The organism is Alloyangia pacifica, assembly GCF_003111685.1.
In the GTDB taxonomy this organism is placed as follows: Bacteria; Pseudomonadota; Alphaproteobacteria; order Rhodobacterales; family Rhodobacteraceae; genus Salipiger; species Salipiger pacificus_A.
In genome coordinates, this window is sequence record NZ_CP022189.1 from 1,639,750 (window position 1) to 1,662,808 (window position 23,059).

At 66.9% G+C, this 23,059-nt stretch carries 23 protein-coding genes; 12 read left to right on the forward strand and 11 right to left on the reverse strand.

The genetic code is table 11. From position 1 onward, the window contains the following. Positions 1-204: 204 nt before the first annotated feature. From fumC to CEW88_RS07900, 8 genes are all read left to right on the forward strand, one after another. Complete coding sequence (fumC, locus tag CEW88_RS07865; protein ID WP_108965699.1) at positions 205-1,599, forward strand: class II fumarate hydratase; 1,395 nt, start codon at positions 205-207, stop codon at positions 1,597-1,599. Positions 1,600-1,735: 136 nt separating this feature from the next. Beyond that, positions 1,736-1,936 (forward strand): DUF4169 family protein, encoded by a 201-nt coding sequence (locus CEW88_RS07870; RefSeq protein WP_108965701.1) that lies wholly within the window; start codon positions 1,736-1,738, stop codon positions 1,934-1,936. Then, positions 1,933-2,166: a ribbon-helix-helix domain-containing protein gene (locus tag CEW88_RS07875; RefSeq protein WP_108965703.1), complete on the forward strand. Its 234-nt coding sequence runs from the start codon at positions 1,933-1,935 to the stop codon at positions 2,164-2,166. The genes CEW88_RS07870 and CEW88_RS07875 overlap by 4 nt, the downstream gene beginning before the upstream one ends. A 224-nt stretch (positions 2,167-2,390) precedes the next feature. After that, on the forward strand, positions 2,391-3,698 hold the full coding sequence (gene purB / locus CEW88_RS07880) for an adenylosuccinate lyase (RefSeq protein WP_108965705.1): 1,308 nt from the start codon (positions 2,391-2,393) through the stop codon (positions 3,696-3,698). A 168-nt stretch (positions 3,699-3,866) separates the two neighbouring features. Next, positions 3,867-4,022 carry an adenylosuccinate lyase gene (locus CEW88_RS07885; RefSeq protein WP_108965707.1) on the forward strand — a complete coding sequence of 52 codons (156 nt, stop codon included), beginning with the start codon at positions 3,867-3,869 and terminating at the stop codon, positions 4,020-4,022. A gap of 131 nt (positions 4,023-4,153) precedes the next feature. Then, positions 4,154-5,203: a flagellar motor switch protein FliG gene (locus tag CEW88_RS07890; RefSeq protein ID WP_108965709.1), complete on the forward strand. Its 1,050-nt coding sequence runs from the start codon at positions 4,154-4,156 to the stop codon at positions 5,201-5,203. A 145-nt stretch (positions 5,204-5,348) separates the two neighbouring features. Beyond that, positions 5,349-6,248, forward strand: a complete 900-nt coding sequence (locus CEW88_RS07895) for a lysophospholipid acyltransferase family protein (RefSeq protein WP_108965710.1) — start codon at positions 5,349-5,351, stop codon at positions 6,246-6,248. 87 nt (positions 6,249-6,335) lie between these two features. Then, the gene (locus tag CEW88_RS07900; RefSeq protein ID WP_108965712.1) at positions 6,336-6,683 is read left to right on the forward strand and encodes a hypothetical protein; all 348 of its coding nucleotides are present in this window, start codon (positions 6,336-6,338) and stop codon (positions 6,681-6,683) included. A 30-nt stretch (positions 6,684-6,713) separates the two neighbouring features. Here the strand turns inward: CEW88_RS07900 and CEW88_RS07905 are convergent, their stop codons facing one another. Then, positions 6,714-7,421: a DUF1223 domain-containing protein gene (locus CEW88_RS07905; RefSeq protein WP_108965714.1), complete on the reverse strand. Its 708-nt coding sequence runs from the start codon at positions 7,419-7,421 to the stop codon at positions 6,714-6,716. 217 nt (positions 7,422-7,638) lie between these two features. Here CEW88_RS07905 and acnA point away from each other — a divergent pair, with 217 nt between their 5' ends. Beyond that, a complete protein-coding gene (acnA, locus tag CEW88_RS07910; RefSeq protein WP_108965716.1) occupies positions 7,639-10,410 on the forward strand; it encodes an aconitate hydratase AcnA in 2,772 nt (923 codons plus the stop codon). A 312-nt stretch (positions 10,411-10,722) separates the two neighbouring features. Then, on the forward strand, positions 10,723-10,863 hold the full coding sequence (locus CEW88_RS24460) for a hypothetical protein (protein WP_159099574.1): 141 nt from the start codon (positions 10,723-10,725) through the stop codon (positions 10,861-10,863). 114 nt (positions 10,864-10,977) lie between these two features. On the opposite strand, the gene CEW88_RS07915 is transcribed toward CEW88_RS24460, so the two are convergent. The 4 genes from CEW88_RS07915 to CEW88_RS07930 all read right to left on the reverse strand — a co-directional run bounded on the left by CEW88_RS07915 (position 10,978) and on the right by CEW88_RS07930 (position 14,698). Continuing rightward, entirely contained in the window at positions 10,978-11,412 is a 435-nt protein-coding gene (locus CEW88_RS07915) for a PACE efflux transporter (protein WP_108967634.1), read from the reverse strand. Between the two features lie 169 nt (positions 11,413-11,581). Next, positions 11,582-12,610: an LLM class flavin-dependent oxidoreductase gene (locus CEW88_RS07920; protein ID WP_108965718.1), complete on the reverse strand. Its 1,029-nt coding sequence runs from the start codon at positions 12,608-12,610 to the stop codon at positions 11,582-11,584. 91 nt (positions 12,611-12,701) lie between these two features. Next, positions 12,702-14,030: an ATP-binding protein gene (locus CEW88_RS07925; RefSeq protein WP_108965720.1), complete on the reverse strand. Its 1,329-nt coding sequence runs from the start codon at positions 14,028-14,030 to the stop codon at positions 12,702-12,704. A gap of 5 nt (positions 14,031-14,035) precedes the next feature. Next, a complete protein-coding gene (locus CEW88_RS07930; protein WP_108965722.1) occupies positions 14,036-14,698 on the reverse strand; it encodes a response regulator in 663 nt (220 codons plus the stop codon). Positions 14,699-14,984: 286 nt separating this feature from the next. On the opposite strand from CEW88_RS07930, the gene CEW88_RS07935 reads away from it, so the two are divergent. Both CEW88_RS07935 and CEW88_RS07940 read left to right on the forward strand, forming a co-directional pair. Beyond that, positions 14,985-15,740 (forward strand): L,D-transpeptidase, encoded by a 756-nt coding sequence (locus CEW88_RS07935; protein ID WP_108965724.1) that lies wholly within the window; start codon positions 14,985-14,987, stop codon positions 15,738-15,740. A 139-nt stretch (positions 15,741-15,879) separates the two neighbouring features. Beyond that, the gene (locus tag CEW88_RS07940; protein ID WP_108965725.1) at positions 15,880-16,437 is read left to right on the forward strand and encodes a L,D-transpeptidase; all 558 of its coding nucleotides are present in this window, start codon (positions 15,880-15,882) and stop codon (positions 16,435-16,437) included. A gap of 94 nt (positions 16,438-16,531) precedes the next feature. On the opposite strand, the gene xylB is transcribed toward CEW88_RS07940, so the two are convergent. The 6 genes from xylB to CEW88_RS07970 form a co-directional block, all read right to left on the reverse strand. Further along, positions 16,532-17,980 carry a xylulokinase gene (gene xylB / locus CEW88_RS07945; RefSeq protein WP_108965727.1) on the reverse strand — a complete coding sequence of 483 codons (1,449 nt, stop codon included), beginning with the start codon at positions 17,978-17,980 and terminating at the stop codon, positions 16,532-16,534. Between the two features lie 4 nt (positions 17,981-17,984). Next, positions 17,985-19,451: a mannitol dehydrogenase family protein gene (locus CEW88_RS07950; RefSeq protein WP_108965729.1), complete on the reverse strand. Its 1,467-nt coding sequence runs from the start codon at positions 19,449-19,451 to the stop codon at positions 17,985-17,987. A gap of 11 nt (positions 19,452-19,462) precedes the next feature. Then, a complete protein-coding gene (locus CEW88_RS07955) occupies positions 19,463-20,239 on the reverse strand; it encodes an L-iditol 2-dehydrogenase (protein ID WP_108965730.1) in 777 nt (258 codons plus the stop codon). Next, positions 20,236-21,240, reverse strand: a complete 1,005-nt coding sequence (locus CEW88_RS07960; RefSeq protein ID WP_108965732.1) for an ABC transporter ATP-binding protein — start codon at positions 21,238-21,240, stop codon at positions 20,236-20,238. Before CEW88_RS07960 ends, CEW88_RS07955 begins: the two co-directional genes overlap by 4 nt. Before the next feature lie 14 nt (positions 21,241-21,254). After that, positions 21,255-22,085 carry a carbohydrate ABC transporter permease gene (locus tag CEW88_RS07965; RefSeq protein WP_108965734.1) on the reverse strand — a complete coding sequence of 277 codons (831 nt, stop codon included), beginning with the start codon at positions 22,083-22,085 and terminating at the stop codon, positions 21,255-21,257. Between the two features lie 85 nt (positions 22,086-22,170). Next, a complete protein-coding gene (locus tag CEW88_RS07970) occupies positions 22,171-23,043 on the reverse strand; it encodes a carbohydrate ABC transporter permease (protein WP_108965735.1) in 873 nt (290 codons plus the stop codon). Positions 23,044-23,059 lie beyond the last annotated feature (16 nt).

Here is a 23,059-nt window from a genome sequence, read left to right on the forward strand (position 1 = left end):
CTGCCGCTGCCCCTGCCTAGGTCCAAGTCCAGCGCGCCGGTCCCCACGGGTCCCGGCGCGTTTGCATTTCTGCCCCCAGGTCCGGGAGGCCCCAAACCCGCGTTTTCGTGGCGCTAACAGCCGCATTGCCCGCCGCTTGCCCGTTGCCCCCGGACCGGGAGGCGGCTAAACGGCACACAATGGTATGCTTTGCAGGAGGCACAGATGGCCAACACCCGCACCGAGACCGACAGCTTCGGCCCGCTCGAGGTTCCCGCCGACAAGTACTGGGGCGCACAGACCCAGCGGTCGATCATGAACTTCCCCATCGGCTGGGAGAAGCAGCCGGTTCCGATCATCCGCGCGCTCGGCGTGGTGAAAAAGGCCTGCGCCATGGCCAACAAGGAACTGGGGACCATGGAGGCCGAGGTCGCCGACGCGATCATCGCCGCCGCCGGTGAGGTCATCGAGGGCAAGTTCGACGACAACTTCCCGCTGGTGGTCTGGCAGACCGGCTCGGGCACCCAGTCGAACATGAACGCCAACGAGGTGATCAGCAACCGCGCCATCGAGATGCTGGGCGGCGAGATGGGCTCTAAAAAGCCCGTGCACCCGAACGATCACTGCAACATGGGCCAGTCGTCCAACGACACCTTCCCGACCGCCATGCACGTGGGCATCGCCATGCAGGCACGTGACGTGCTTCTGCCCGGCCTGCGCAAGCTGCACGCCGCGCTCGAGGCGAAGTCCAAAGAGTTCAAGGACATCATCAAGATCGGCCGCACCCACACGCAGGATGCCACCCCGCTGACGCTGGGCCAGGAATTCGGCGGCTATGCGCATCAGGTGAAAAAGGGCATCGAGCGGGTCGAGGCCTGCCTCGGCGACATCTACGAGCTGGCGCAGGGCGGCACCGCCGTGGGCACCGGGCTCAACACCCAGAAGGGCTGGGCCGAGATGGTCGCGAAGAACATGGCAGAAATCACCGACCTGCCCTTCGTCACCGCCCCCAACAAGTTCGAGGCGCTCGCCGCGCATGACGCGATGGTGATGTTCTCGGGCGCGCTGAAGACCGTGGCGGCCTCGCTGTTCAAGATCGCCAACGACATGCGCCTGCTGGGCTCCGGCCCGCGCTCGGGTCTGGGCGAGCTGATCCTGCCGGAAAACGAGCCCGGCTCGTCGATCATGCCCGGTAAGGTCAACCCAACCCAGGCCGAAGCGCTGACCATGGTCTGCGCCCATGTCATGGGCAATGACGCCGCCGTCGGCTTCGCCGGCAGCCAGGGTCACTTCGAGCTCAACGTCTACAACCCGATGATGAGCTACAACGTGCTGCAGTCCATGCAGCTGCTCGGCGACAGCGCCTCGGCCTTCACCGACAACATGGTGGTCGGCACGCAGGCCAACACCGCGCGCATCGACAAGCTGATGAAGGAATCGCTGATGCTGGTGACGGCGCTGGCGCCGACCATCGGCTACGACAATGCCACCAAGGTCGCCAAGACCGCGCATAAGAACGGCACCACGCTGAAGGAAGAGGCGATCGCCCTCGGCTTCGTCGACGAGGAAACCTTCGACCGCATCGTGCGCCCCGAGGACATGATCGGCCCGAAGGGCTGATCCCTCCCTGAACGAGATCGAGAACGGGGCCCGCGTGGCCCCGTTTTTCTGCGCGCCGCGCGAAGCCGCCCGACCCTGCCCGGCTTTTCCGCCTTGGCCATTGCCGCTCTGCGGCGCCACGCTATTCTTCCCAGCCATGACCAACGTGATCAACCTCAACCGCTTCCGCAAGGACCGCGCCCGCGCCGAGAAACGCGCGCAGGCCGACGAGAATGCCGCGCGCCACGGACGCAGCAAGGCCGAGAAGCAGCACGAGGCCGACGCGGCCGCGAAATCCGCGCGCGCGCTCGAGGGTCACAGGCTCGACGCTCCGGGCGACGAGAAGCCCGAGACATGACGGGCCGCCCGGTCAAGCACTCTCTCACCATCCGTGGCCACCGCACATCTGTGTCGCTGGAGACGCCGTTCTGGGACGAGTTCCGCCGCCTTGCCGAGGCCGAGGGCAAGACCCTGAACGCGCTCGCCACCGAGATCGACGCCGGACGTGGTGTCGAGGCGGGCCTGGCCTCGGCGATCCGCGTGCATGTGCTTGAACACCTGCGCGCGCGCCTCGACCAGCTGAGCTGAACCCCGTCGCGGCCCGCACGCCCGCGCTTTCTTCCAGACGAAAAATACCCTCGGGGAGTTTGCGCAGCCGAGGGGGCAGAGCCAGCAGGGGCGCCATCACCCGACAGTCCCGAAGGGCACCGGCGCCACGCCCCGACCCCGCCGCGCCGTCACCGGTCTTGCCGCCGCGCGACTTCCGCCCTATGACGCCCGCGTCTGCCCTGCACAAGACGGAAGGTTAGCCGATGATCCCCCGCTACGCCCGCCCCGAGATGACCGCCATCTGGGAACCTGCCACCAAGTTCCGCATCTGGTACGAGATCGAGGCGCATGCCTGCGACGCCATGGCCGAGCTGGGGGTGATCCCCAAGGAAAACGCCGAGGCCGTCTGGAAGGCCAAGGACGTGGAATTCGACGTCGCCCGCATCGACGAGATCGAGGCCGTCACCAAGCATGACGTCATCGCCTTTCTGACCCACCTCGCCGAGCACGTGGGCAGCGAGGAAGCGCGCTTCGTGCACCAGGGCATGACCTCCTCGGACGTGCTCGACACCTGCCTCAACGTGCAGTTGGTGCGCGCCGCCGACATCTTGCTCGAGGGCATGGACAAGGTTCTGGCCGCGCTCAAGAAGCGTGCCTTCGAGCACAAGATGACCGTTCGCGTCGGCCGCAGCCACGGCATCCATGCCGAACCCACCACCATGGGCTTGACCTTCGCGCGCTTCTACGCCGAGATGGACCGCAACAAGAACCGCCTCGAGAAAGCCCGGTACGAGATCGCCACCGGCGCGATCTCGGGCGCGGTCGGCACCTTCGCCAACATCGACCCGGCGGTCGAAGAGCACGTCTGCGAAAAGCTGGGCCTGCGCCCCGAGCCGATCTCGACCCAGGTGATCCCCCGCGACCGCCACGCCATGTTCTTCGCCACGCTCGGCGTCATCGCCAGCTCGATCGAGAACGTCGCCATCGAGATCCGCCACATGCAGCGCACCGAGGTGCTCGAAGGCGCAGAATTCTTCTCGATGGGCCAGAAGGGCTCCTCGGCGATGCCGCACAAGAAGAACCCGGTGCTGACCGAGAACCTGACCGGCCTCGCCCGTCTCGTGCGGATGACCGTCATCCCGGCGATGGAGAATGTTGCCCTCTGGCACGAGCGCGACATCTCGCACAGCTCGGTCGAGCGCGGCATTGGCCCCGACGCGACCATCACCCTCGACTTCGCGCTGAACCGCCTCGCGGGCGTGGTCGACAAGATGATCATCTACCCGCAGAACATGCTCGACAACATGAACAAGTTCCCCGGCCTCGTGATGAGCCAGCGCGTGCTGCTGGCGCTGACGCAGGCGGGCGTGAGCCGCGAGGATGCCTATTCCATGGTGCAGCGCAACGCGTTGAAGGTCTGGGAAGAGCGCGTCGATTTCCGCGAGCAGCTGCTGGCGGACGAGGATGTGGTCAAGGCGCTCGGCGTCGAGCAGATCAACGAGAAGTTCGACATGGGCTATCACACCAAGCACGTGGACACGATCTTCCGCCGGGTCTTCGGCGAGAGCTGATCCTGCCAAGGCGTGCGGGGCTTCTGCCCCGGACCGGGATATCTGGACCTGAACGCAAGGGCCGGCGCCACGCTCGCGGAAACGTGAGGAAAGGCGCCGGCCCGTTTCGTTTTGGCAGATGAGGCAAGCCGTGGTAGCCTTCTTCCCAGTCACGACGGAGGACGACGCATGACGATCAAGATCCTGCTGACTGCCGCGGCTCTCGTCGCCGCCCCGCTCTCTGCCTGGGCGGACTGCAGCTATCACAATGAGGCCAAGATGACCTGCGCCGGCGGATCGGAATACGATTCCGCCACCGGCACCTGCAAGGTCGTCTCGGGCTGACCGCAGAGCCCGCACATCCGATCCCACGTCAAAGGGCAGCCCGCCGAGGTTGCCCTTTTCCGTGTGGGAATGAGGGATCGTTAACCTCGCTGCGTTAGCTCTGGCAGTCGCAAGAGCCCGGATGTCCCGCCATGTCGCAGCTGCCTTCCCCGTCCGATCTCGCGCCTGCCGGCGGACGGCGGCCGCTGTCGCGACGCGCCAAGGCGGCGATCATCGTGCAATTCCTGCTCAACGAGGGGGCGGATGTACCGCTCTCCGCCCTGCCCGAGGATCTGCAGGCCGAGCTGACGCTGCAGCTCGGGCGCATGCGCTACATCGACCGCGCCACGCTCAACGCCGTGGTCGAGGAGTTCTCCGAGGAACTCGACGGCGTTGGCCTCTCCTTTCCCGGCGACATGGCCGGGGCGCTTTCCGCGCTCGAGGGCAAGATCAGCGCGCGCACCGCCGCACGGCTGCGCAAGGAAGCGGGCGTGCGCCAGAGCGGCGATCCCTGGGAGCGCATCGGTGCCCTGCCAGAGGAGCGCATAGCCGCCATCGCCGGCGCCGAGGCGATCGAGGTGGCGGCGGTCATGCTCTCGAAGATCAACACCGCCAAGGCCGCCGCCGTGCTGGCGCAGATGCCCGGCGACCGCGCCCGGCGCATCACCTATGCCGTATCGATGACCGCAGGCATCTCTCCCGAGGCGGTGGACCGCATCGGCCTGAGCCTCGCCGCCCAGCTCGACGCCGAACCGCCCCGGGCCTTTGCCAAGCGCGCCGACGAGCGGGTGGGCGCGATCCTCAACTACGCCGCCTCGGCCAAGCGTGACGAGGTTCTCGAGGGGCTGGAAGAGACCGACAGGGATTTCGCCGAAGCGGTGCGCCGCGCGATCTTCACTTTCGCCGACATCCCTTCACGGCTGCGCAAGCAGGACGTGCCGAAGATCACCCGCGACGTGGCCCCCGAAGATCTCACCGTCGCCATCGCCGCCGCCAGCTCCGACGCCGATCTACCCGCCGCCGAATACCTGCTTGAAAACATGTCGAAACGCATGGCTTCCGCGCTCCGCGAGGACGCGGCTGGCATGAGCGTCAAGGGCAAGAAGGGCGAGGCCGCGATGAACGCCGTGGTCAGCGCCATCCGCGAACTGGTCAGCGTCGGAGAGATCGAGCTGAAGTCGGACGATGACGACGAGGACTAGTCCCGGAACTTGTGCCGCGCCCATCCTCGGCTTAAGTCTGCCGCTCAGACCAGCGGAGCGGGATGTGACCAAGGGCACGACACATAGGCCAGCAAAAGACGACGGCGCGACCCCGGCCAAGGCGGCCGTGCAGGACCGCGGCAGTATGGGCGATTTCCTGTCCGACAAGGCGCTGCGGGCGATGATCCGGCTCGCGCTGCTGCTGCCAGCCACGCTCCGCGGCCGGATGATGGCAACATTGGTCTCGCGCGTGCTCGCCCCGCTGACCGGCTACCGGGACCGCGCCATGGCCAACCTCGCCCACGTCTGGCCCAAGATGCCCGAGGACGAGCGCCGCCGCATCGCCCGCGAGGTGGCGCAGAACGCCGGGCGTACGATGATCGAGAATTACGACATTCCGGGGCTGCTCGAGCGCATGAAGCACACGCCGGTCACCGGCGAGGGCGTTTCAGCCATCGAGGCCGCGCAAGCCGAGGGCAAGCCGATCCTCTTCGTCACCGGCCACTACGGCAACTTCGAGGCGCCGCGCGCCGCGCTGGTCGCCCGCGGCTGGCGCATCGGCGGGCTCTACCGGCCCATGGCCAATCCTTTTTTCAACGAGCATTACGCCGCCAACATGCACGCGCTCAGCGATCCGGTCTTCGAACAGGGCCGGCGCGGCACCATGGGGCTGCTCAAACACATCCGCGGCGGCGGCATGGGCGTGCTGCTCTTCGACGTCTACGACAGCGCGGGCGTGCCCATCGATTTCCTCGGCCAGCCCGCCCCCACGCTGACCTCTGCCGCCGAGATCGCGGTGAAGACCGGCGCGCTTTTCGTGCCGTTCTTCGGCATCCGCCAACCCGACGGGGTGAACTTCGAAGCGGTCTTCGAGGCACCGATCCCGCATGGAGATCCGGTCGAGATGATGCGCGAGCTCACCCGGAGGCTCGAGGCGCGGATCGAGGCGGACCCCGGTCAATGGTTCTGGATTCACCGCCGCTGGAAGCCGAAGCGCCAGCGCAAGCGAGCGGAAAAACGCGCGCGACAGCAGGACGGCAGGTGAAGCTCCCAGCGGCCTCTTGATCGCCGAACAAGGCAAGCCCTAAGCTGTATCACTGCCATTGTTCAGAAAATTTCGAGGACCCCTTACATGCCATTCATCAGGTCAGCAGCCGTGCTCGCCGCGATCACGCTCGTCGCCGCCTGCGACGGTACCGCCACCCCCTCTGCCAGCGCGCCGATGCCCGCGGCTCCGGGCGGACCGCCCTTCATCGAAACCATGGCCCCCGAGGTGACCAACGCCGCGGTGTCGTCATGCCAGTCCGCGCTCGAGGCGCAGACCGAGGGCGGTGTCATGGTGGTGGGCAGCGAAACCTCCGAGGCGGCCACCGCGATCTACATGCGGGTCGGCACAAACGGCGCCCCCTGGCGCTGCCTCGTCGCGCCGGACGGCAGCGGACCGGACCTGATGTTCATGGGAAGTGAAGGCGCGGCCTGAGGTCGCGGACGGTGCCTTTGCTGGCGCGGCTCAGTCGCGCCAGCGCGCGGCGGCCAGCACCGGGCCGAAGGGCGGCTCCTGCACCAGCACCACCGCCGGATCGTCGCCCTCCAGCGGCACCGAGGTCTCGTAGGCGCCCTGCCCGTCCCAGCTGCCGATCACCTGCCAGCCATGCGCGATATTGGTGTAAGTCATCTCGAGCCCGGCGTTCTCGCCATCCTCGATGTCCACCGTCTTTTCCGGCGCGTAGCGCACCAGATGCACCACCGTCTCGGGCGGCAAGGGAGCCAGCGGCTCGGCGCGGATCACCAGCGTGTCACCGTCGCGCGCCAGCAGCAGCTTCACCGGAGGCGGGGTCTTGGCGGCGGCGCGGATCGCATCCACCACCTTCATCGGGCGCGAGCCGACGACGTCGTAGCGGCCCGCCACGATCATCTGCGGCGTGTAGAGCGAGCGGCGGCCGGCGGCGCGAGCATATCCCTTCTGGCGCTTGGTAAAGGCCGGATCGGCGAAATCGTCCTTCCAGCCGATGTAATCCCAGTAGTCCACATGCAGCGCCAGCGGGATGACATCCTCGCGCCCGCTCAGCTCCGAGAGCACGGCATCGGCGGGCGGACAGGCGGCGCAGCCCTGTGAAGTGAAGAGCTCGACGAGGACCGGCGTGTCCTGCTGCGCCTGCGCCACGCTGACGGAAAGCAGCATGGCTATGGGCGCCATCCAAGTCGTGAGTCGGATCATCTGGCCAGCTTTCCCCGTAGCTTCTCCCCAATTGGGGTACAAAACCCTCATTGAAATAACCAATCAAGGTTTTGCGAGAGCGGGTGATGGTGGTTTTTCGGCAAATGTATACCATCGAATACAATTTATATCCCTACGGACTTGATCCAACATGGTCTCTGCGCCATCTACCCGGTAGCGACCCAGTTTTTCTCCACCCAAGAAGAGGGAGCCACACATGCCCATCACGGTTGGTCAGGATACATCCAAGACGCGCAAGACGCTCGAGGTGAATGGCAAGACCATCGCCTATTACTCGATCCCCGCGGCAGAGGCCGCCGGGCTCGGCGACTTCGCAAATCTTCCCGCAGCGCTCAAGGTTGTGCTTGAGAACATGCTCCGCTTCGAAGACGGCAAGACCGTCTCGGTGGACGACATCAAGGCCTTTTCCGAATGGGGCAAGCAGGGCGGCAAGAACCCCCGCGAGATCGCCTATCGCCCTGCCCGCGTGTTGATGCAGGATTTCACCGGCGTTCCGGCGGTGGTCGATCTGGCCGCCATGCGCGATGGCATCAAGGCGCTGGGGGGCGATCCGCAGAAGATCAACCCGCTGAACCCGGTGGATCTGGTCATCGACCACTCGGTAATGATCGACGAGTTCGGCAATCCGCGCGCCTTCCAGATGAACGTCGACCGCGAGTATGAGCGCAACATCGAGCGCTACGAGTTTCTCAAGTGGGGGCAATCCGCCTTCAACAACTTCCGCGTGGTGCCGCCGGGCACGGGCATCTGCCACCAGGTGAACCTCGAGTACCTTGCGCAGACCGTCTGGACCGATGAAGACCAGACCGGCACCGAGGTCGCCTACCCCGACACGCTGGTCGGCACCGACAGCCACACCACCATGGTCAACGGCGCCGCCGTTCTGGGCTGGGGCGTTGGCGGCATCGAGGCCGAGGCAGCGATGCTGGGTCAGCCCATTTCCATGCTCATCCCCGAGGTCGTCGGCTTCAAGCTGACCGGCGAGATGATGGAAGGCACCACCGGCACCGACCTCGTGCTCAAGGTCGTCGAGATGCTGCGCGCCAAGGGCGTGGTCAGCAAGTTCGTGGAATTCTACGGCGACGGGCTCGACAACCTGCCGCTGGCGCAGCGCGCCACCATCGCCAACATGGCCCCCGAATACGGCGCCACCTGCGGATTTTTCCCGATCGACTCCGAAACCCTGCGCTATCTCGAGCAGACCGGCCGCGACAAGGACCGCATCGCGCTGGTCGAAGCCTATGCCAAGGAGAACGGCTTCTGGCGCGGCGCGGACTACGATCCGATCTACACCGACACGCTCGAGCTCGACATGGGAACCATCGTGCCCGCCATCTCCGGGCCGAAACGCCCGCAGGATTACATTGCGCTCGACGGCGCGGCGACCGCCTTCGGCGAGTATGTGAAAGGCGTACGCGACGGCAAGGATGCCTCGGCCAACGCCGAAGTGCGCTGGGAAGGCGAAGGCGGCGCTCCCGAGCCGCGCGACGTCCCCGGTGACGAGGGCCACCATAAGAAAGGCTGGTACAAGTCCGACGACAATGCCTACCAGCTGCACGACGGCTCGATCGTGATCGCCTCGATCACCTCCTGCACCAACACCTCGAACCCCTACGTGATGATCGGCGCCGGTCTCGTCGCCCGCAAGGCACGCGAACTGGGGCTCAATCGCAAGCCCTGGGTGAAGACCTCGCTGGCGCCGGGCTCGCAGGTCGTCTCGGAATACCTCGAGGCCGCGGGGCTGCAGGAAGATCTCGACGCGGTGGGCTTCAACCTCGTGGGCTACGGCTGCACCACCTGTATCGGCAACTCCGGTCCGCTCGATGCGCCGATCTCCAAGGCGATCAACGACTACGACCTGATCGCCACCTCGGTGCTCTCGGGCAACCGCAACTTCGAGGGCCGCATTTCGCCCGACGTGCGCGCCAACTACCTCGCCTCGCCGCCGCTGGTCGTGGCCTACGCGCTGGTCGGTGACATGAACGTCAACATCGCGACGGATGTGATCGGTCAGGACAAGGACGGCAACGACGTATACCTCAAAGACATCTGGCCCTCGAATGCCGAGATCGCCGAGCTGGTCGAGAAAACCGTGACCCGCAAGGCGTTCCAGGAGAAATACGCCGACGTCTTCAAGGGCGACGAAAGGTGGCAGGGCGTGGAGGTGAAGGGCGGCGAGACCTATGACTGGCCGCCGACCTCGACCTACGTGCAGAACCCGCCCTACTTCCAGGGCATGTCCAAGGATCCGGGCGTGATCACCAACATCGAGGGCGCGCGCATCCTTGCCGTGCTTGGCGACATGATCACCACCGACCACATCTCGCCCGCCGGTTCGTTCAAGGAAAGCACCCCGGCCGGCCAGTACCTTGTCGAGCACCAGGTGCCCGTGCGCGAGTTCAACTCCTATGGCTCGCGCCGCGGCAACCACGAGGTGATGATGCGCGGCACCTTCGCCAACATCCGCATCAAGAACGAGATGCTGGACGGAGTCGAAGGCGGCTACACCAAGGGGCCCGATGGCCAGCAGACCTCGATCTACGAGGCGGCCATGGCCTATCAGGATCAGGGCACGCCGCTGGTGATCTTCGGCGGCGAGCTCTACGGCGCCGGCTCCTCGCGGGACTGGGCAGCCAAGGGCACGGCCCTTCTGGGCGTCAAGGCAGTGATCGCCGAGAGCTTCGAGCGTATCCACCGCTCCAACCTCGTCGGCATGGGGGTCATCCCCTTCGAGTTCACCGGCGGCGACACCCGCAAGTCGCTGGGCCTGACCGGCGAGGAAACGGTGAGCATCGAGGGGCTCGACACGGTGACCCCGCTGGCCGAGGTGCCCTGCACCATCACCTTCAAGGATGGCTCGACCAAGACCATCCAGCTCAAGTGCCGCATCGATACGGCGATCGAGAAGGAATACGTCGAGCACGGCGGCGTGCTGCACTACGTGCTGCGCGACCTCGCGGCCTCCTGATATCGCCGCGGCGGCCCGCCCCCGGGCCAGGTCGCTTGGACAACTTGTCGCAAATTGACCGCCCGGAGCTCCCCGCTCCGGGCGGTTTTTGGTGTTCTGGCGCAACGTCAGGCGCAAATACGTGACATCAAGGCCACATTCTGCTGGATTTTCGCGCAAATACTCAGGATTTGAGCAAAACTCTGCGCTCACGTCGCAATCGCGACACCGGCCTGTCCGCACCCTGCTGTATTCTGGCGGAAAGCTCTCCATCTGAGGGAGCAACAAAGGGACTGGGGCAACGACCCCGACTTTCCCGGACGAGGCAGAAAAATGAAACGAACAACCCTTATCCAGTTGGGGGCGCTGGTGGCCCTTGCCGTCTTTGGTGCCTACCAGGGCGCCCGCGCGCAAAACCCCGCACCAGCGCCCGCGCCGCTTTTTGCCGAGGCAGAGGACAGCTGCGCGCTGTAGGTCGAAGTAGCGTCCTCCCGCTGGGTCGAGGCGGGCCGCCCCGCCGCGTGATGCGCGGCGCTCTAGAGTAGTCTTGCGAAGAGGAAGGCTTGGAGCGGCACGACGGCGACCGCCTCAGCCGCGCGCCTCGGCCCGGGCCTGCGGGATCGGGAAGACGAGATCGTAGAGCCAGTTGAAGACGAAGGCATAAACCAGGTAAAAGCCCGCGAAGCCCATGTCCATGACCAAGGCATGGCCAAGGCTCACCCCCAGCTCCCAGGCGATATAGGGCGCCAGCGCCACCAGCAGGCCAAGCTCGAACAGCACCGCGTGCCCGACGCGCAGAAGGACGCTCTTCCGCGTGTGGCCATAACGGCGGCTCATCCACAGATCGAAGAGCAGGTTGTAGACGTAGTTCCACCCCATCGCCACAGTGGCGCAGACCAGCGCGACGAGGCCGATCTCGTGCATGTCGCGATCAAAGGCCCAGGCTCCAAGCGGGGTGACGAGGGCAAGGCCGAGCAGCTCGAAGCTGAGGGCGTGACGAATACGATCGGACCGGCTGCGCATGACACTCTCCATGGCGTCGGGCCGTCCCGTCTGCTGTCCCAGTATGGGGGAGGTCGTCCTCTCTCGGGCAAGTTACCTAGAGGCCCCGGCGCGGCAAATCAAGCGCGCCGAAGGCAGGGCGGTGTTGCACCGGCAGCAAATCACGCCACCGGCGCCGGGGTCGCAGCGGTCAGCCGGCCTTGCGCAACTCCGGGGCGACCTTCGTGCCCAGCACCTCGATCGCCTTCAGCATCTCGGCGTGTTCGATGACACCGATGGCCATCTGGATGGTCACCCGGTCGAAGCCGAGATCCTCGCGCAGCCCGAGGATCTTGTCGACCAGCTGCGCCGGGCTGCCGACGAACATCGACCCCTCTGCGCTCATGCTCTCGTCGTATTGCGCGCGGCTCTGCGGTGGCCATCCGCGCTCGCGGCCGAGCTGGTCCATCACCTGCTTCTGCGCCGGGAAGAACAGGTCGGCGGCCTTCTTGCTGTCCTCGCCGACGAAGCCATGCACGTTGAGCGAGACACGCGCCTGCTCGGCGTGACCGGTCTGCGCGGCGGCCTTGCGATAGAGGTCGGCCAGCGGCTTGAAGCGGCGCGGCTGACCGCCGATGATCGCCAGTGCCAGCGGCGCCCCCAGCGCGCCAGCGCGCACCATGCTCTGCGGTGTGCCCCCCGCCGCAATCCAGATCGGCAGCTTGTCCTGCGCGGGACGCGGGTAAACCCCGAGCCCCTCGACCTTGGGCGTATGTGCAGTGCCCGGCCAAGACAGCCGTTCCTGCTCGTTGATGGCGAGCAGCATCTGCAGCTTTTCCTCGAACAGCTCGTTGTAGTCGTCGAGATCATAGCCAAAGAGCGGGAAGCTCTCGATGAAACTGCCCCGTCCGACCATGATCTCGGCCCGCCCGCCGGTCAGGTTGTCGAGTGTCGCATACTGCTGGTAGACGCGGATAGGATCGTCCGAACTGAGCACCGTGACCGCCGAGCTGAGCTTGATGGTCTTCGTGGTGCGCGCCGCGCCGGCCAGCACCGTGGCGGGCGACGAGATGGCGTAATTCGGGCGGTGATGCTCGCCGAGGCCGAAGACATCGAGCCCGACCTGGTCGGCGAGCTCGATCTCTTCCATCAGGTTCTGCAGCCGTTTTGCCGCGTCCACCGTCTCGCCGGTGACCGGGTTCTTGCCCACGTCGCCGAATGTGTAAAGTCCGAGTTCCATTGCACTCTCCTTGTCTTGGAGCGCAATCTAGGGCGCCCGACGGCGGCGGGACAGCCCCCTGCCGCGCACATGCCATGTGCGGCAAGGAAGATCAGGCTGCGGGCAAGTGCAGCTCGGCCCGCTGGCCCTGCCCGGCGCTCGGCGGCAGCTCGAGCCCTCCGCCGAGCCGCTCCATCGCCGCGCGGGCAATGGCGAGCCCCAGACCGCTGCCGTCGCCGCCCCGGGTGCCGCGCACGAAGCGCTCGCAGGCGCGGGCGCGCAGGGTCTCGGGGATGCCCGGACCGTCATCCTCGACCAAGAGCACCGCGCCGCGCCGCGATATCCGAACCTTACCGCCCTCGGACGACGCCTGCAGGGCGTTTTCCACGAGGTTGCGCAGGGCGGTGTGCAGCAGGAAGCCGCTGGCGGGCAGCGTCTGCTCGCTGCCTTGGGGAATGTCACAGATCAGCGCAACGCCGCGCGTCTCGGCCAGGGGGGCAAGATCGGCGCAGATCTCGGCGCTGAGCTGCCCGAGATCCACACGCTCCGCCGCCGCACCCTCGCGCTCGACCGCCGAGAGTTCCAGCAGCTGCCGCACCAGCCGGTCGGTGCGGTCCACCGAGCGCTCGATGCTCTGCAGCGCGCGGCTGCGCGTGGCCTCGTCGGGGGCAATGCGGGCGATCTGCGCCTGCGTCCGCAGACCCGCCAGAGGCGTCTTCAGCTCGTGCGCGGCAAAGGCGGTGAAGTCGCGCTCGGCCTCGCGCGCCTTGGCGAGCCGGGCGAAGAGATCGTCGAGCGCGCCGCGCATCGGGCGCATCTCGGCGGGCACCGGTCCGGCTGGCAACGGCGACAGATCGGAAGGGCTGCGCAAACGCAGCGCCTCGGCCAGCCGGTGCATCGGCGCCAGCCCGCGCCCCAGGCTCACCCAGAGCGCCGCCGCCAGCAGCGGCAGGATCAACGCCATGGGCAGCAGCAGCCCCTCGATCACCCCCGAAACCAGACGATCGCGCACCCCGAGGCTGTCGCCCACCATGACCCGAACCCCGAGCGCGGGGTTCTCGACGGTGTAAACGCGCCAGGTCTCGCCCCCGACGGTGCTTTGCGAATAGCCCGTGCCCTGCGCCCCGGTGAGCTGGACCTGCGGCGCGCCCTCGGACTGGCCGACCAGCGTGCCCTGCAGCGACCAGATCTGGCACGACAGCTGATGGGCGTAATCACCGTGCGGATCGAGCGGAATCGCCACCGGCGCGCCGTCTCCGGCCATGGCAATGCGCCGATCCTCGAGCAGCGACGAGACCATCCGCGCCGCCTCGGCCAGCCGCGCGTCGAGCACGCGGGTCACCTGCGCGCGGGTGGAATGCTCGATCCAGATCACCGCCGAGAACCAGATCGCGCCGGTCGCCAGGGCGAGGATCAGGAAAAGGCGCAAGCGCAGGGACATGCGGCTCATCCCTCGGCGGCGACGCGGTAGCCAAGGCCCCGCACCGTCTCGATGAATCCACGGCCGAGCTTGGCGCGCAGGTGGTGGACATGGACCTCGACGGTGTTGCTTTCGATCTCCTCCTGCCAGCCGTAGAGCCGCTCTTCCAGCGCCGACTTCGACAGGATCTGCCCAGGGCGTTCCATCAGCGCATGCAGCACCGCGAACTCGCGGCGCGAGAAGCTGATCGGCGCGCCGTTGAACTCACCGCGCATCCGCGATGGGTCGAGCTCAAGCCCGTTCCAGCGCAGAACCGACGCCGCGCGACCCTCGGCGCGGCGCAGGATGGCGCGCAGCCGCGCCGCCAGCTCGTGCAGGTCGAAGGGCTTTCCGAGGTAGTCGTCGGCCCCGGCATCCAGCCCCTCGATCCGGTCGCGCACCTGGTCGCGGGCGGTGAGCAGCAGCACCGGCAACTCCGAGCCGCCACGGCGGATCTCCGAGAGCAGCTCCAGCCCCGAGCCATCGGGCAGCATCAGGTCGAGCACCAGACCGGCGAAGTCCGAGCCCGCCAGCGCCGCGCGCGCGTCGCCCAGCGTGGCCACGGCGTCGGCGGTGAAACCGGACAGGCCGAGGCCGACCGAGAGTCCCTCGGAAAGCACAGGGTCATCCTCGACGATCAAGATGCGCATGAAACCTCCTTGCGCGGGCGGGCTCGCTGGTCAACCTTAAGACTTACTTAAGCACCAATTCCTAGTTGCCTCCGATGTGTCCCAGAGCCTTTCCCCAGCAGCGCGCCGCGCGCGCAGACCCTTTTCCTGTTGCCCGCCCGCCACAGGCTGGCACCAGCCAGCGGACAACCGCCGAATTCACCCTACTTCCGTCCCATCGACGTGACGCCGCGCCCCTCGCTGCGCCACACGCACCCCGGCGCGCAGCCGCCCTGCGCCCCAATTCCAAGAGCAACGGACCCGCCAGATGACAGACACCCTCTCCGGCCGCCTTACACGACGCCTCCCCCTCGCCGCCCTTTCGCTGAGCCTCTTCGGCCTGCTGTCGGCCTGCGCCACCACCTCTGCCCTGCCGCCCAACACGCCCGGCGCGATCACCGACGAGACCCGGATGATGTATGCCGAAGTCCAGGACGGTGACATCACCATCCCGGCGATCGAAGACAAGTACCTAACCGAGGAGAAGAAGCGCCAGGTGGTCGACTACTGGTCCGACGAGAAGCCCGGCACGATCATCGTCGATCCCGGCGCGCGCTGGCTGTACCAGGTTCAGGAGGGCAACACGGCCATGCGCTACTCGGTCGCCGTGGGTGCCGAGGGTCTGGCCTTTTCCGGCAATGCCAACGTGGCGCTGAAACGTCACTGGCCCAACTGGACGCCGACCGCCAACATGATCCGGCGTGAGCCCGAGACCTACAAGCCGCTGGCAAACGGGCTTCCGGGCGGGCTCGAGAACCCGCTCGGCGCGCGCGCGCTCTACCTTTACAAGGGCGGCCGCGACACGCTCTACCGGATCCACGGCACCCCCTCGCCCTGGACCGTCGGCCATGCCACCTCCTCGGGCTGTATCCGCATGTTCAACCAGGATTCGCTCCACCTTTACGAGAACACCCCGAAGGGCACCAAGGTCGTGGTCCTGCCCGCGGAGCGCTCCGGCGAAGGGACCGTGCCGCCCTCTGACATGCTGTCGATGAGCGGCGATGTCGTGGAAAGTGGCGCCTGATCCGCGACACGCGCCCACGCGGGATCGCATTCGCGTGAGGCGCGGCAGGCGGCGGTGAAAGCTTAAGCTTCGGTTAAGCAGGGGCCGGTCTCACGCGGCAAGGACGGGGCATACCCCCGCCGCAAGACAGGAGACCAAGATGAGCCCCTCGCTGACCCGCCGCGCCGCCCTGCGCGGCTCCTTCGCCGCCGCCTCGCTGCTGGCCACCCCCGCGCTGCTGCACGCGCAAGGCGCCTCGCGCCGCAACGCCTCGAGCTGGGTGCGGCAGGACTGGCGCGACCATTTCGACACTCTGGGCAAGGCCACGCTCGTTGCCGATACCGCCTCGCGCACCCTGCACTACTGGAATTCGGACGGCGGCGACTACCGCGCCTACCCAACCTCGGTGCCCCTGACCGAGGAGCTGACCAAGCGCGGCTACACATCGATCGTGCGCAAGAAGGTCGGCCCGTCCTGGACCCCGACCGCCTCGCAGATGGAACGCTACCCGGATTGGAAGCCGATCGGCCCCGGCCCCGAGAACCCGCTCGGCACGCATGCCATGTACCTCAGCTGGCCCGCCTACATCATCCACGGCACCCATGACACCCGCAAGATCGGCCGCCCCTCGTCGGACGGCTGCATCGGGCTCTACAACGAGAAGATCGCCGAGCTGTTCCAGCTCTGCCCGGTGGGCACACAGGTGCGGGTGATCTGAGGCTCCGCTTCCAGAGGTGCAGTATCCGTCCCCGCCGCCCCTTGCGGCTCCGGCGGGGATAGTCTTGCGCGGAAGGAAACGCCTGACCGGGCGGTCACTGGATCTCGCGGATCGCCCGATAGGCCGGGCCGAAGCGACGGTATGCGGCCTCATAGGCGTCCACCAGCTCGGCCACGGGCTCGATCACCTCGGCGGTGGCGGGCGGGGTGATCACCTCTTCGGGCGCGGCGCCGGTGGCGGCGAGCTGGCCGAGCCGGGCGGCGCCAAGTGCGGCGCCGAACTCTCCCGAGGCCGGCAGGTGCAGCGGCATGTTCAGAACCGTCGCGATGAGTCGCAGCCAGTACCGAGAGCGGCTGCCGCCGCCGATCGCCAGCAGATGGCCGAGCTCCGCCTTGGCACCGCGCAACGCCTCGGCGCTGTCGCGCAATCCGAAGGCGACGCCCTCGAGCACCGCACGGGTCATGTCGTCTCGCCCGGTCTCGGCGCCGAGCCCGGTAAAGGCGCCGCGGATCATGGCATCGTTGTGCGGCGTGCGCTCCCCCGACAGATACGGCAGGAAGCGCACCCGCCCCGGCGGCTGCAGCGCCTCGCCCAGGGGCGCGGTCAACTCGGCGGGCCGCATCCCCGCAATGCGGGCGAGCCAGTTGAGGCTGTCGGTGCAGGAGAGCATCACCCCCATCTGGTACCAGCGCCCCGGCACCGCGTGGCAGAAGGTATGCAGCGCACTGCCGGGCAGCGGGTGGTAGCCGCTGCGCGCTGCGAGCAGCACGCCCGAGGTGCCGAGCGAAACGAACCCCTGCCCCTCGTCGAGCGCGCCGGTGCCGCAGGCCGCGGCGGCATTGTCGCCCGCCCCGCCGGCGACGGTGACCTGCGGGCCGAGCCCCCAGGCCTGCGCCAGCGCCGGGCGCAGGCGGCCGGCCGCCGCGCACCCCTCGACCAGCCGGGGCATCTGCGCGCGTGCCATGTGCCCGGCCTCGAGCAACGCCTCGGACCAGTCCCGCGCGCCGGTGTCGAGCCAGGCGCTGCCGGCGCTGTCGGACATGTCGGCCACGTGATCGCCGGTCAGGTAGAGGTTGAGATAGGCCGCCGGCAGCAGCACCTTGGCGACCTGCGAAAAGATCTCGGGCTCATGCGCGCGCACCCATTCGAGCTTGGGCGCGGTGAAGCCGGGAAAGACGATATTGCCCGAAAGCGCGCGGAACGCCGGGATGGCATCGAGCTGCGCGGCCTCGGCAAAGGCGCGGGTGTCGTTCCAGAGGATGCAGGGACGCAGCACCGCGTCATCTGGCCCCAACAGGACCGCGCCGTGCATGTGCCCCGCGACGCCGATGCCGCGCAGCCCTGCCCAGGCCGGGTGATCGCGCAGTTCGCCCAACGCCCCCTCGAGCGCGGCAATCCAGTCGGAAGGGTCTTGCTCGGACCAGCCGGGGTGCGGGTGGCGCGCCTCATAATGGCGCTCGGCGCTGGCGACGGGCACCCCGGTCGCGTCGCAGAGCAGCGCCCGGAGGCCGGAGGTCCCGAGGTCGATGCCGAGATAGGACATGAGATCAACCGTTCAAATAGGTTTCTATGCTGCGCCGAGCGCCATCGGACCAGAGCAGGTGCAGCCACTTCGAGAAACTCTCTTCGAAGCGCGCATCCCCCTGAACCTCGCCGTAGACCGCGCGCTGCGTCAGCCAGACCGCGGGGGTCTCGCGGGCCTGCGCCGCCAGGGTGGTTAGGGACTCCCAGTTGGGATCGTTGGGTGCGATCTCGGTACCGTCCTCGAAGCTGCCCGCGCAGTAGCGGCACCAGAGCGCGCTTTCCAGCGCCAGCCCCTCGATCGGCGTGCCCTTGCGCAGCCCGTCGGCAATCGAGGGCACGATGAACTTCGGCTGGCGGTTCGACCCGTCGAGGCAAAGCCTGCGGATCGTGTCCTTGACCGCCGGGTTGGCAAAGCGCTCCTCGATCAGCTCAAGGTAGGCTGGCGGCGCGAACTCGGGCACCGGCGCAACATGCGGCAGGATTTCCTCGGTCTCGACCTTCCGCAGGTAGGCGCTGACCAGCGGGTGCGCCATGGCATCATGGGCGAATTCGCAACCGAGCAGCGCGCCGGCATAGGCGATGATCGCATGCCCGCCGTTGAGGATGCGGATCTTCATCCGCTCGTAGTCATGCACATGCCCGGTGAAGGTGACCCCCACCTCCTCGAGCCGCGGACGACCTTGCGGGAAATTGTCCTCGAGCACCCATTGCCGGAAGGGCTCGCAGGTCACCGGCACCGAGTCGTCGAGGTCAAAGTCACGCGCCAGCGCACGCTCGCCTTCGCCGGTCGCGGGCGTGATGCGGTCGACCATGGAGTTCGGAAAGGCGACATTGGTCTCGATCCACAGCGCGAAGTCGGGGTCCGACAGCCGCGCCGTGCCCGCCACCGCGTCGCGGGTCACCTCGCCGTTGCCGGGGATATTGTCGCAGCTCATCACGGTAAAGGGTGGCAGTCCCGCCGTGCGGCGCGCCTTGAGCGCGGCGACGATGGCGCCGAAGACGGTCTTCGGGCGTTCGGGCGCGGCGCCATCGGCAAGGATGTCGGGATGGCTGGGATCGAAGGTGCCGGTGGTGGCATCGACGTAGTAGCCGCCCTCGGTCACCGTCAGCGAGACGATCCGCGTCGCGGGATCAGCCATGCGGTCGATGAGCGGGCCGTTCTCGGGGTCGACCGGGCAGAAATCCACCATGGCGCCGATGATCCGCGGGCGCGGACCCGAAGGATCGAGTTCGATCACCGTCGAGAGGTAGTCCTGCGCCGCCAGCGCATCGCGCATCTTGCCATCTGGTGCGCGCACGCCGGCGCCGCAGATCGCCCAGTCGTGGTCGAGCCCCTTGGCGAAGAGGTCGTCGAGGTAGACCGCCTGATGCGCGCGGTGGAAATTTCCAAGGCCGACGTGCACGATGCCCGGCGTCAGGGAGGACCGGTCGTAGGCCGGGCGGGAGATGCGGGGATCAAGCGCGTCAAGCGCGCCGGTGTGGAGTTTCATGAGACTCTCCGTCAGCTCATCCATTGGCCGCCGTCGACGTTGTAGGTCTGGGCGACGATGTAGTCGGCCTCGTCCGAGGCAAGAAAGACGGCCATGCCGGTGAGATCCTCGGCACGGCCCATGCGGCCGTAGGGCACGGCCAAGCCGACCTCGCGCTTCTTCTGGCCGAGCGGCTTGTTCTCGCACTTGGCGAAAAAGGCATCGACACCATCCCAATGCTCGCCATCGACCACGCCGGGGGCGATGGCGTTGACGTTGATGCCGTGCTCGATGAGGTTCAGCGCCGCCGATTGCGTCAGGCTGATCACCGCCGCCTTGGACGCGCAGTAGACCGCCACCAAGGGCTCGCCACGGCGTCCGGCCTGGCTTGCCATGTTGATGATCCGCCCTCCGCCGCCGCGTTCGATCATGTGTTTCGCCACGGCCTGCATGGTGAAAAGCACGCCGGCGACGTTGATGTCGAAGACCCGGGCGTACTCGGCGCGGGTGATCTCGACCAGCGGCGCGGCGCTAAAGAGCGCGGCGTTGTTGACCAGGATGTCGATGCGACCAAGCCGGGCGACGGTCTCGGCGACCGCGCTGTCGATGCTGGCCTGATCGGTGACATCCATGTGCACCGCGACCGCCCCCTCGCCGAGCGCCGCCGCCGTGGCCTCGGCCCGCGCAAGGTCGATGTCGGCAATCGCCACCTTCGCCCCCTCGCGCAGGTAAGCCTCGGCGAAGGCCGCGCCGATGCCGCGGGCCGCGCCGGTGATCAAGGCGCATTTGCCTTGCAGGCGCGTTGTCATGCCCGCAGCCCCTGCTTGTCGAAGCGGTGCAGCTTGCTTTCGTCCGGGGTCAGGAAGATGCGGTCGCCATGGCGCACGGGCATTTCGCCGTCCACCCGCACGGTCATCGGCTCGTCGCCCAGCCCGTGGTCATGCACATGCAGGAAGGTGTCGGACCCGAGATGCTCGGCCACGCCCACGGTGCCCTGCCAGAGGCCGCCCTCGGTCGACGCCGCAAGATGCTCGGGGCGGATGCCGATGGTCGCGACGCCGTGCTTCTCGGCCTCCGCGCCGCGGATCAGGTTCATCTTCGGCGAGCCGATGAAGCCCGCGACAAACTCGTTCTGCGGCCTGTGGTAGAGGTCCAGCGGCGAGCCGACCTGCTCGATGTTGCCCGCCCGCAGCACGACGATCTTGTCGGCCATGGTCATGGCTTCGACCTGGTCGTGGGTCACGTAGATCATCGTTGTCTTGAGCGCGTTGTGCAGTTCCGAGATCTCGAGCCGCATGTTCACCCGCAGCGCCGCGTCGAGGTTCGACAGCGGTTCGTCGAAGAGAAACGCCGAAGGCTCACGCACGATGGCCCGGCCGATGGCAACGCGCTGACGCTGGCCGCCCGAGAGCTGGCCGGGGCGCCGGTCGAGGTAGTCGGTCAGGTTGAGCGATTTCGCCGCCGCGTCGATACGGCGGTTCTGCTCGTCCTGCGGCATCCCCGCCATCTTCATCGGAAAGGCGATGTTCTTGCGCACCGACATGTGCGGATAGAGCGCGTAGCTCTGGAACACCATGGCCAGTCCGCGCTTCGCGGGAGGCATGTTGGTGGCGTCCGCGCCGTCGATGCGGATCTGGCCCGAGGTCACATCTTCGAGCCCCGCGATCAGCCGCAGCAGCGTGGACTTGCCGCAGCCCGAGGGGCCGACGAAGACCACGAATTCGCCGTCGTCGATGGTCAGATCCAGAGGCGGGATGACGTTCACGTCACCGAAGCTCTTGGTCACCTTGTCGAGGGTGATGCGTCCCATGTCTGGCTCCTATCTTATTTCACCGCGCCGAAGGTCAGGCCGCGGACAAGTTGCTTCTGGCTGAACCAGCCCATGATGAGGATCGGCGCGATGGCCATGGTCGAGGCCGCCGAGAGCTTGGCGTAGAACAGGCCCTCGGGGGACGAGTAGCTGGCGATGAAGGCGGTGAGCGGCGCCGCCCTGGCCGCCGTCAGGTTCAGCGTCCAGAAGGCCTCGTTCCACGCCAGGATGATGTTGAGCAGCAGGGTCGAGGCGATCCCGGGCACCGCCATCGGCGTCAAAACGTGGATCAGCTCGTTCTTCAGCGAAGCGCCGTCCATGCGCGCGGCCTCGAGGATCTCGCCGGGGATCTCCTTGAAGTAGGTGTAGAGCATCCACACGATGATCGGCAGGTTGATCAGCGTCAGCACGACGACCAGACCGAGGCGTGTGTCGAGCAGGCCGAGGTTGCGGAAGATCAGGTAAATCGGCACCAGCACGCCGACGGGGGGCAGCATCTTGGTGCTCAGCATCCACATCAACACGTCCTTGGTGCGCTTGCCGGGCACAAAGGCCATGGCCCAGGCCGCCGGGATGGCGATCGCGAGGCCGATCAACGTCGAGCCCAGAGAGATCACCACCGAGTTCCAGAAGTGCCGGACGTAGTTCGACCGCTCCTGCACCGTGGCGTAGCTCTCGAAGGTCCAGGCCGAGCTCAGCACCTCGAAGGGCGTCTTGATCGCGTCACCCTCGGATTTGAACGAGAGGATGAATATCCACAGGATCGGGAAGAAGATCGCGAGCCCCACGAGCCAGGCCAGCACGGTCACCACGGCCTTGCGCCGGTTTGTCACTTTGCGTGCCATGTCATCCCCTCCCACTCAGTTTGTCGATAATTTGCGGGGCCTTGGCGGCAATGCCCGCGCGCGGATTTGCAGGTACCGGCATCGCTCAGGTCTCCAGGTTCTTGCCGATCATCCGCATCAGGAAGATCGCCACGATATTGGCGAGGATGATCGCCACCACGCCCCCGGCCGAGCCGCCGCCCACGTCGAACTGCAGCAGCGACTGCATGTAGATGAGGTAGGTGAGGTTGGTGGAGGCCACGCCCGGCCCACCGTTGGTGGTCACGAGGATTTCGGCGAAGACCGACAGCAGGAAGATGGTCTGGATCAGGATGACCACGGTGATCGCCCGCGCCAGGTGCGGCAGCATGATGTAGAAGAAGCGCGACAGCGGTCCCGCCCCGTCCATCTCGGCGGCCTCGAGCTGTTCCTGGTCGAGCGACTGCAGCGCGGTCAGCAGGATCAGCGTGGCGAAGGGCAGCCATTGCCAGCTGACAATAAAGATGATCGAGCCAAGCGGCGCCTGCGCGAGGAAGTCATAGGGTTGCAGGCCGAAGAATTTCGCCAGATGGGCGAAGAGCCCGTTCACCGGGTTCATGAACATGTTCTTCCAGACCAGCGCCGAGACGGTGGGCATGACGAAGAAGGGCGCGATCACCAGGATGCGCACGATGCCCTGCCCCCAGAATGGCTGGTCCATCAGCAGTGCCAGCAGCGTGCCGCCGATGGTGGTGATCAGCAGCACCCCCCCCACCAGCAGCAGCGTGTTCCACAGCGCCGCGGTGAAGGCGGGATCGGTCAGAAAGAACTTGTAGTTGGTCCAACCGGTGAACTCTTCCATCCCCGGCATCAGCAGGTTGTAGCGCAGGAAGGAGAAATAGAGCGTCATCGACAGCGGCACGATCATCCAGCCGAGCAGCAGCAGGACCGCGGGCGAGATCATGAGCCGGGCAGCGGCGCGGGAAGCTTTGGTGGCCATGGCCTGTCTCCCTGGG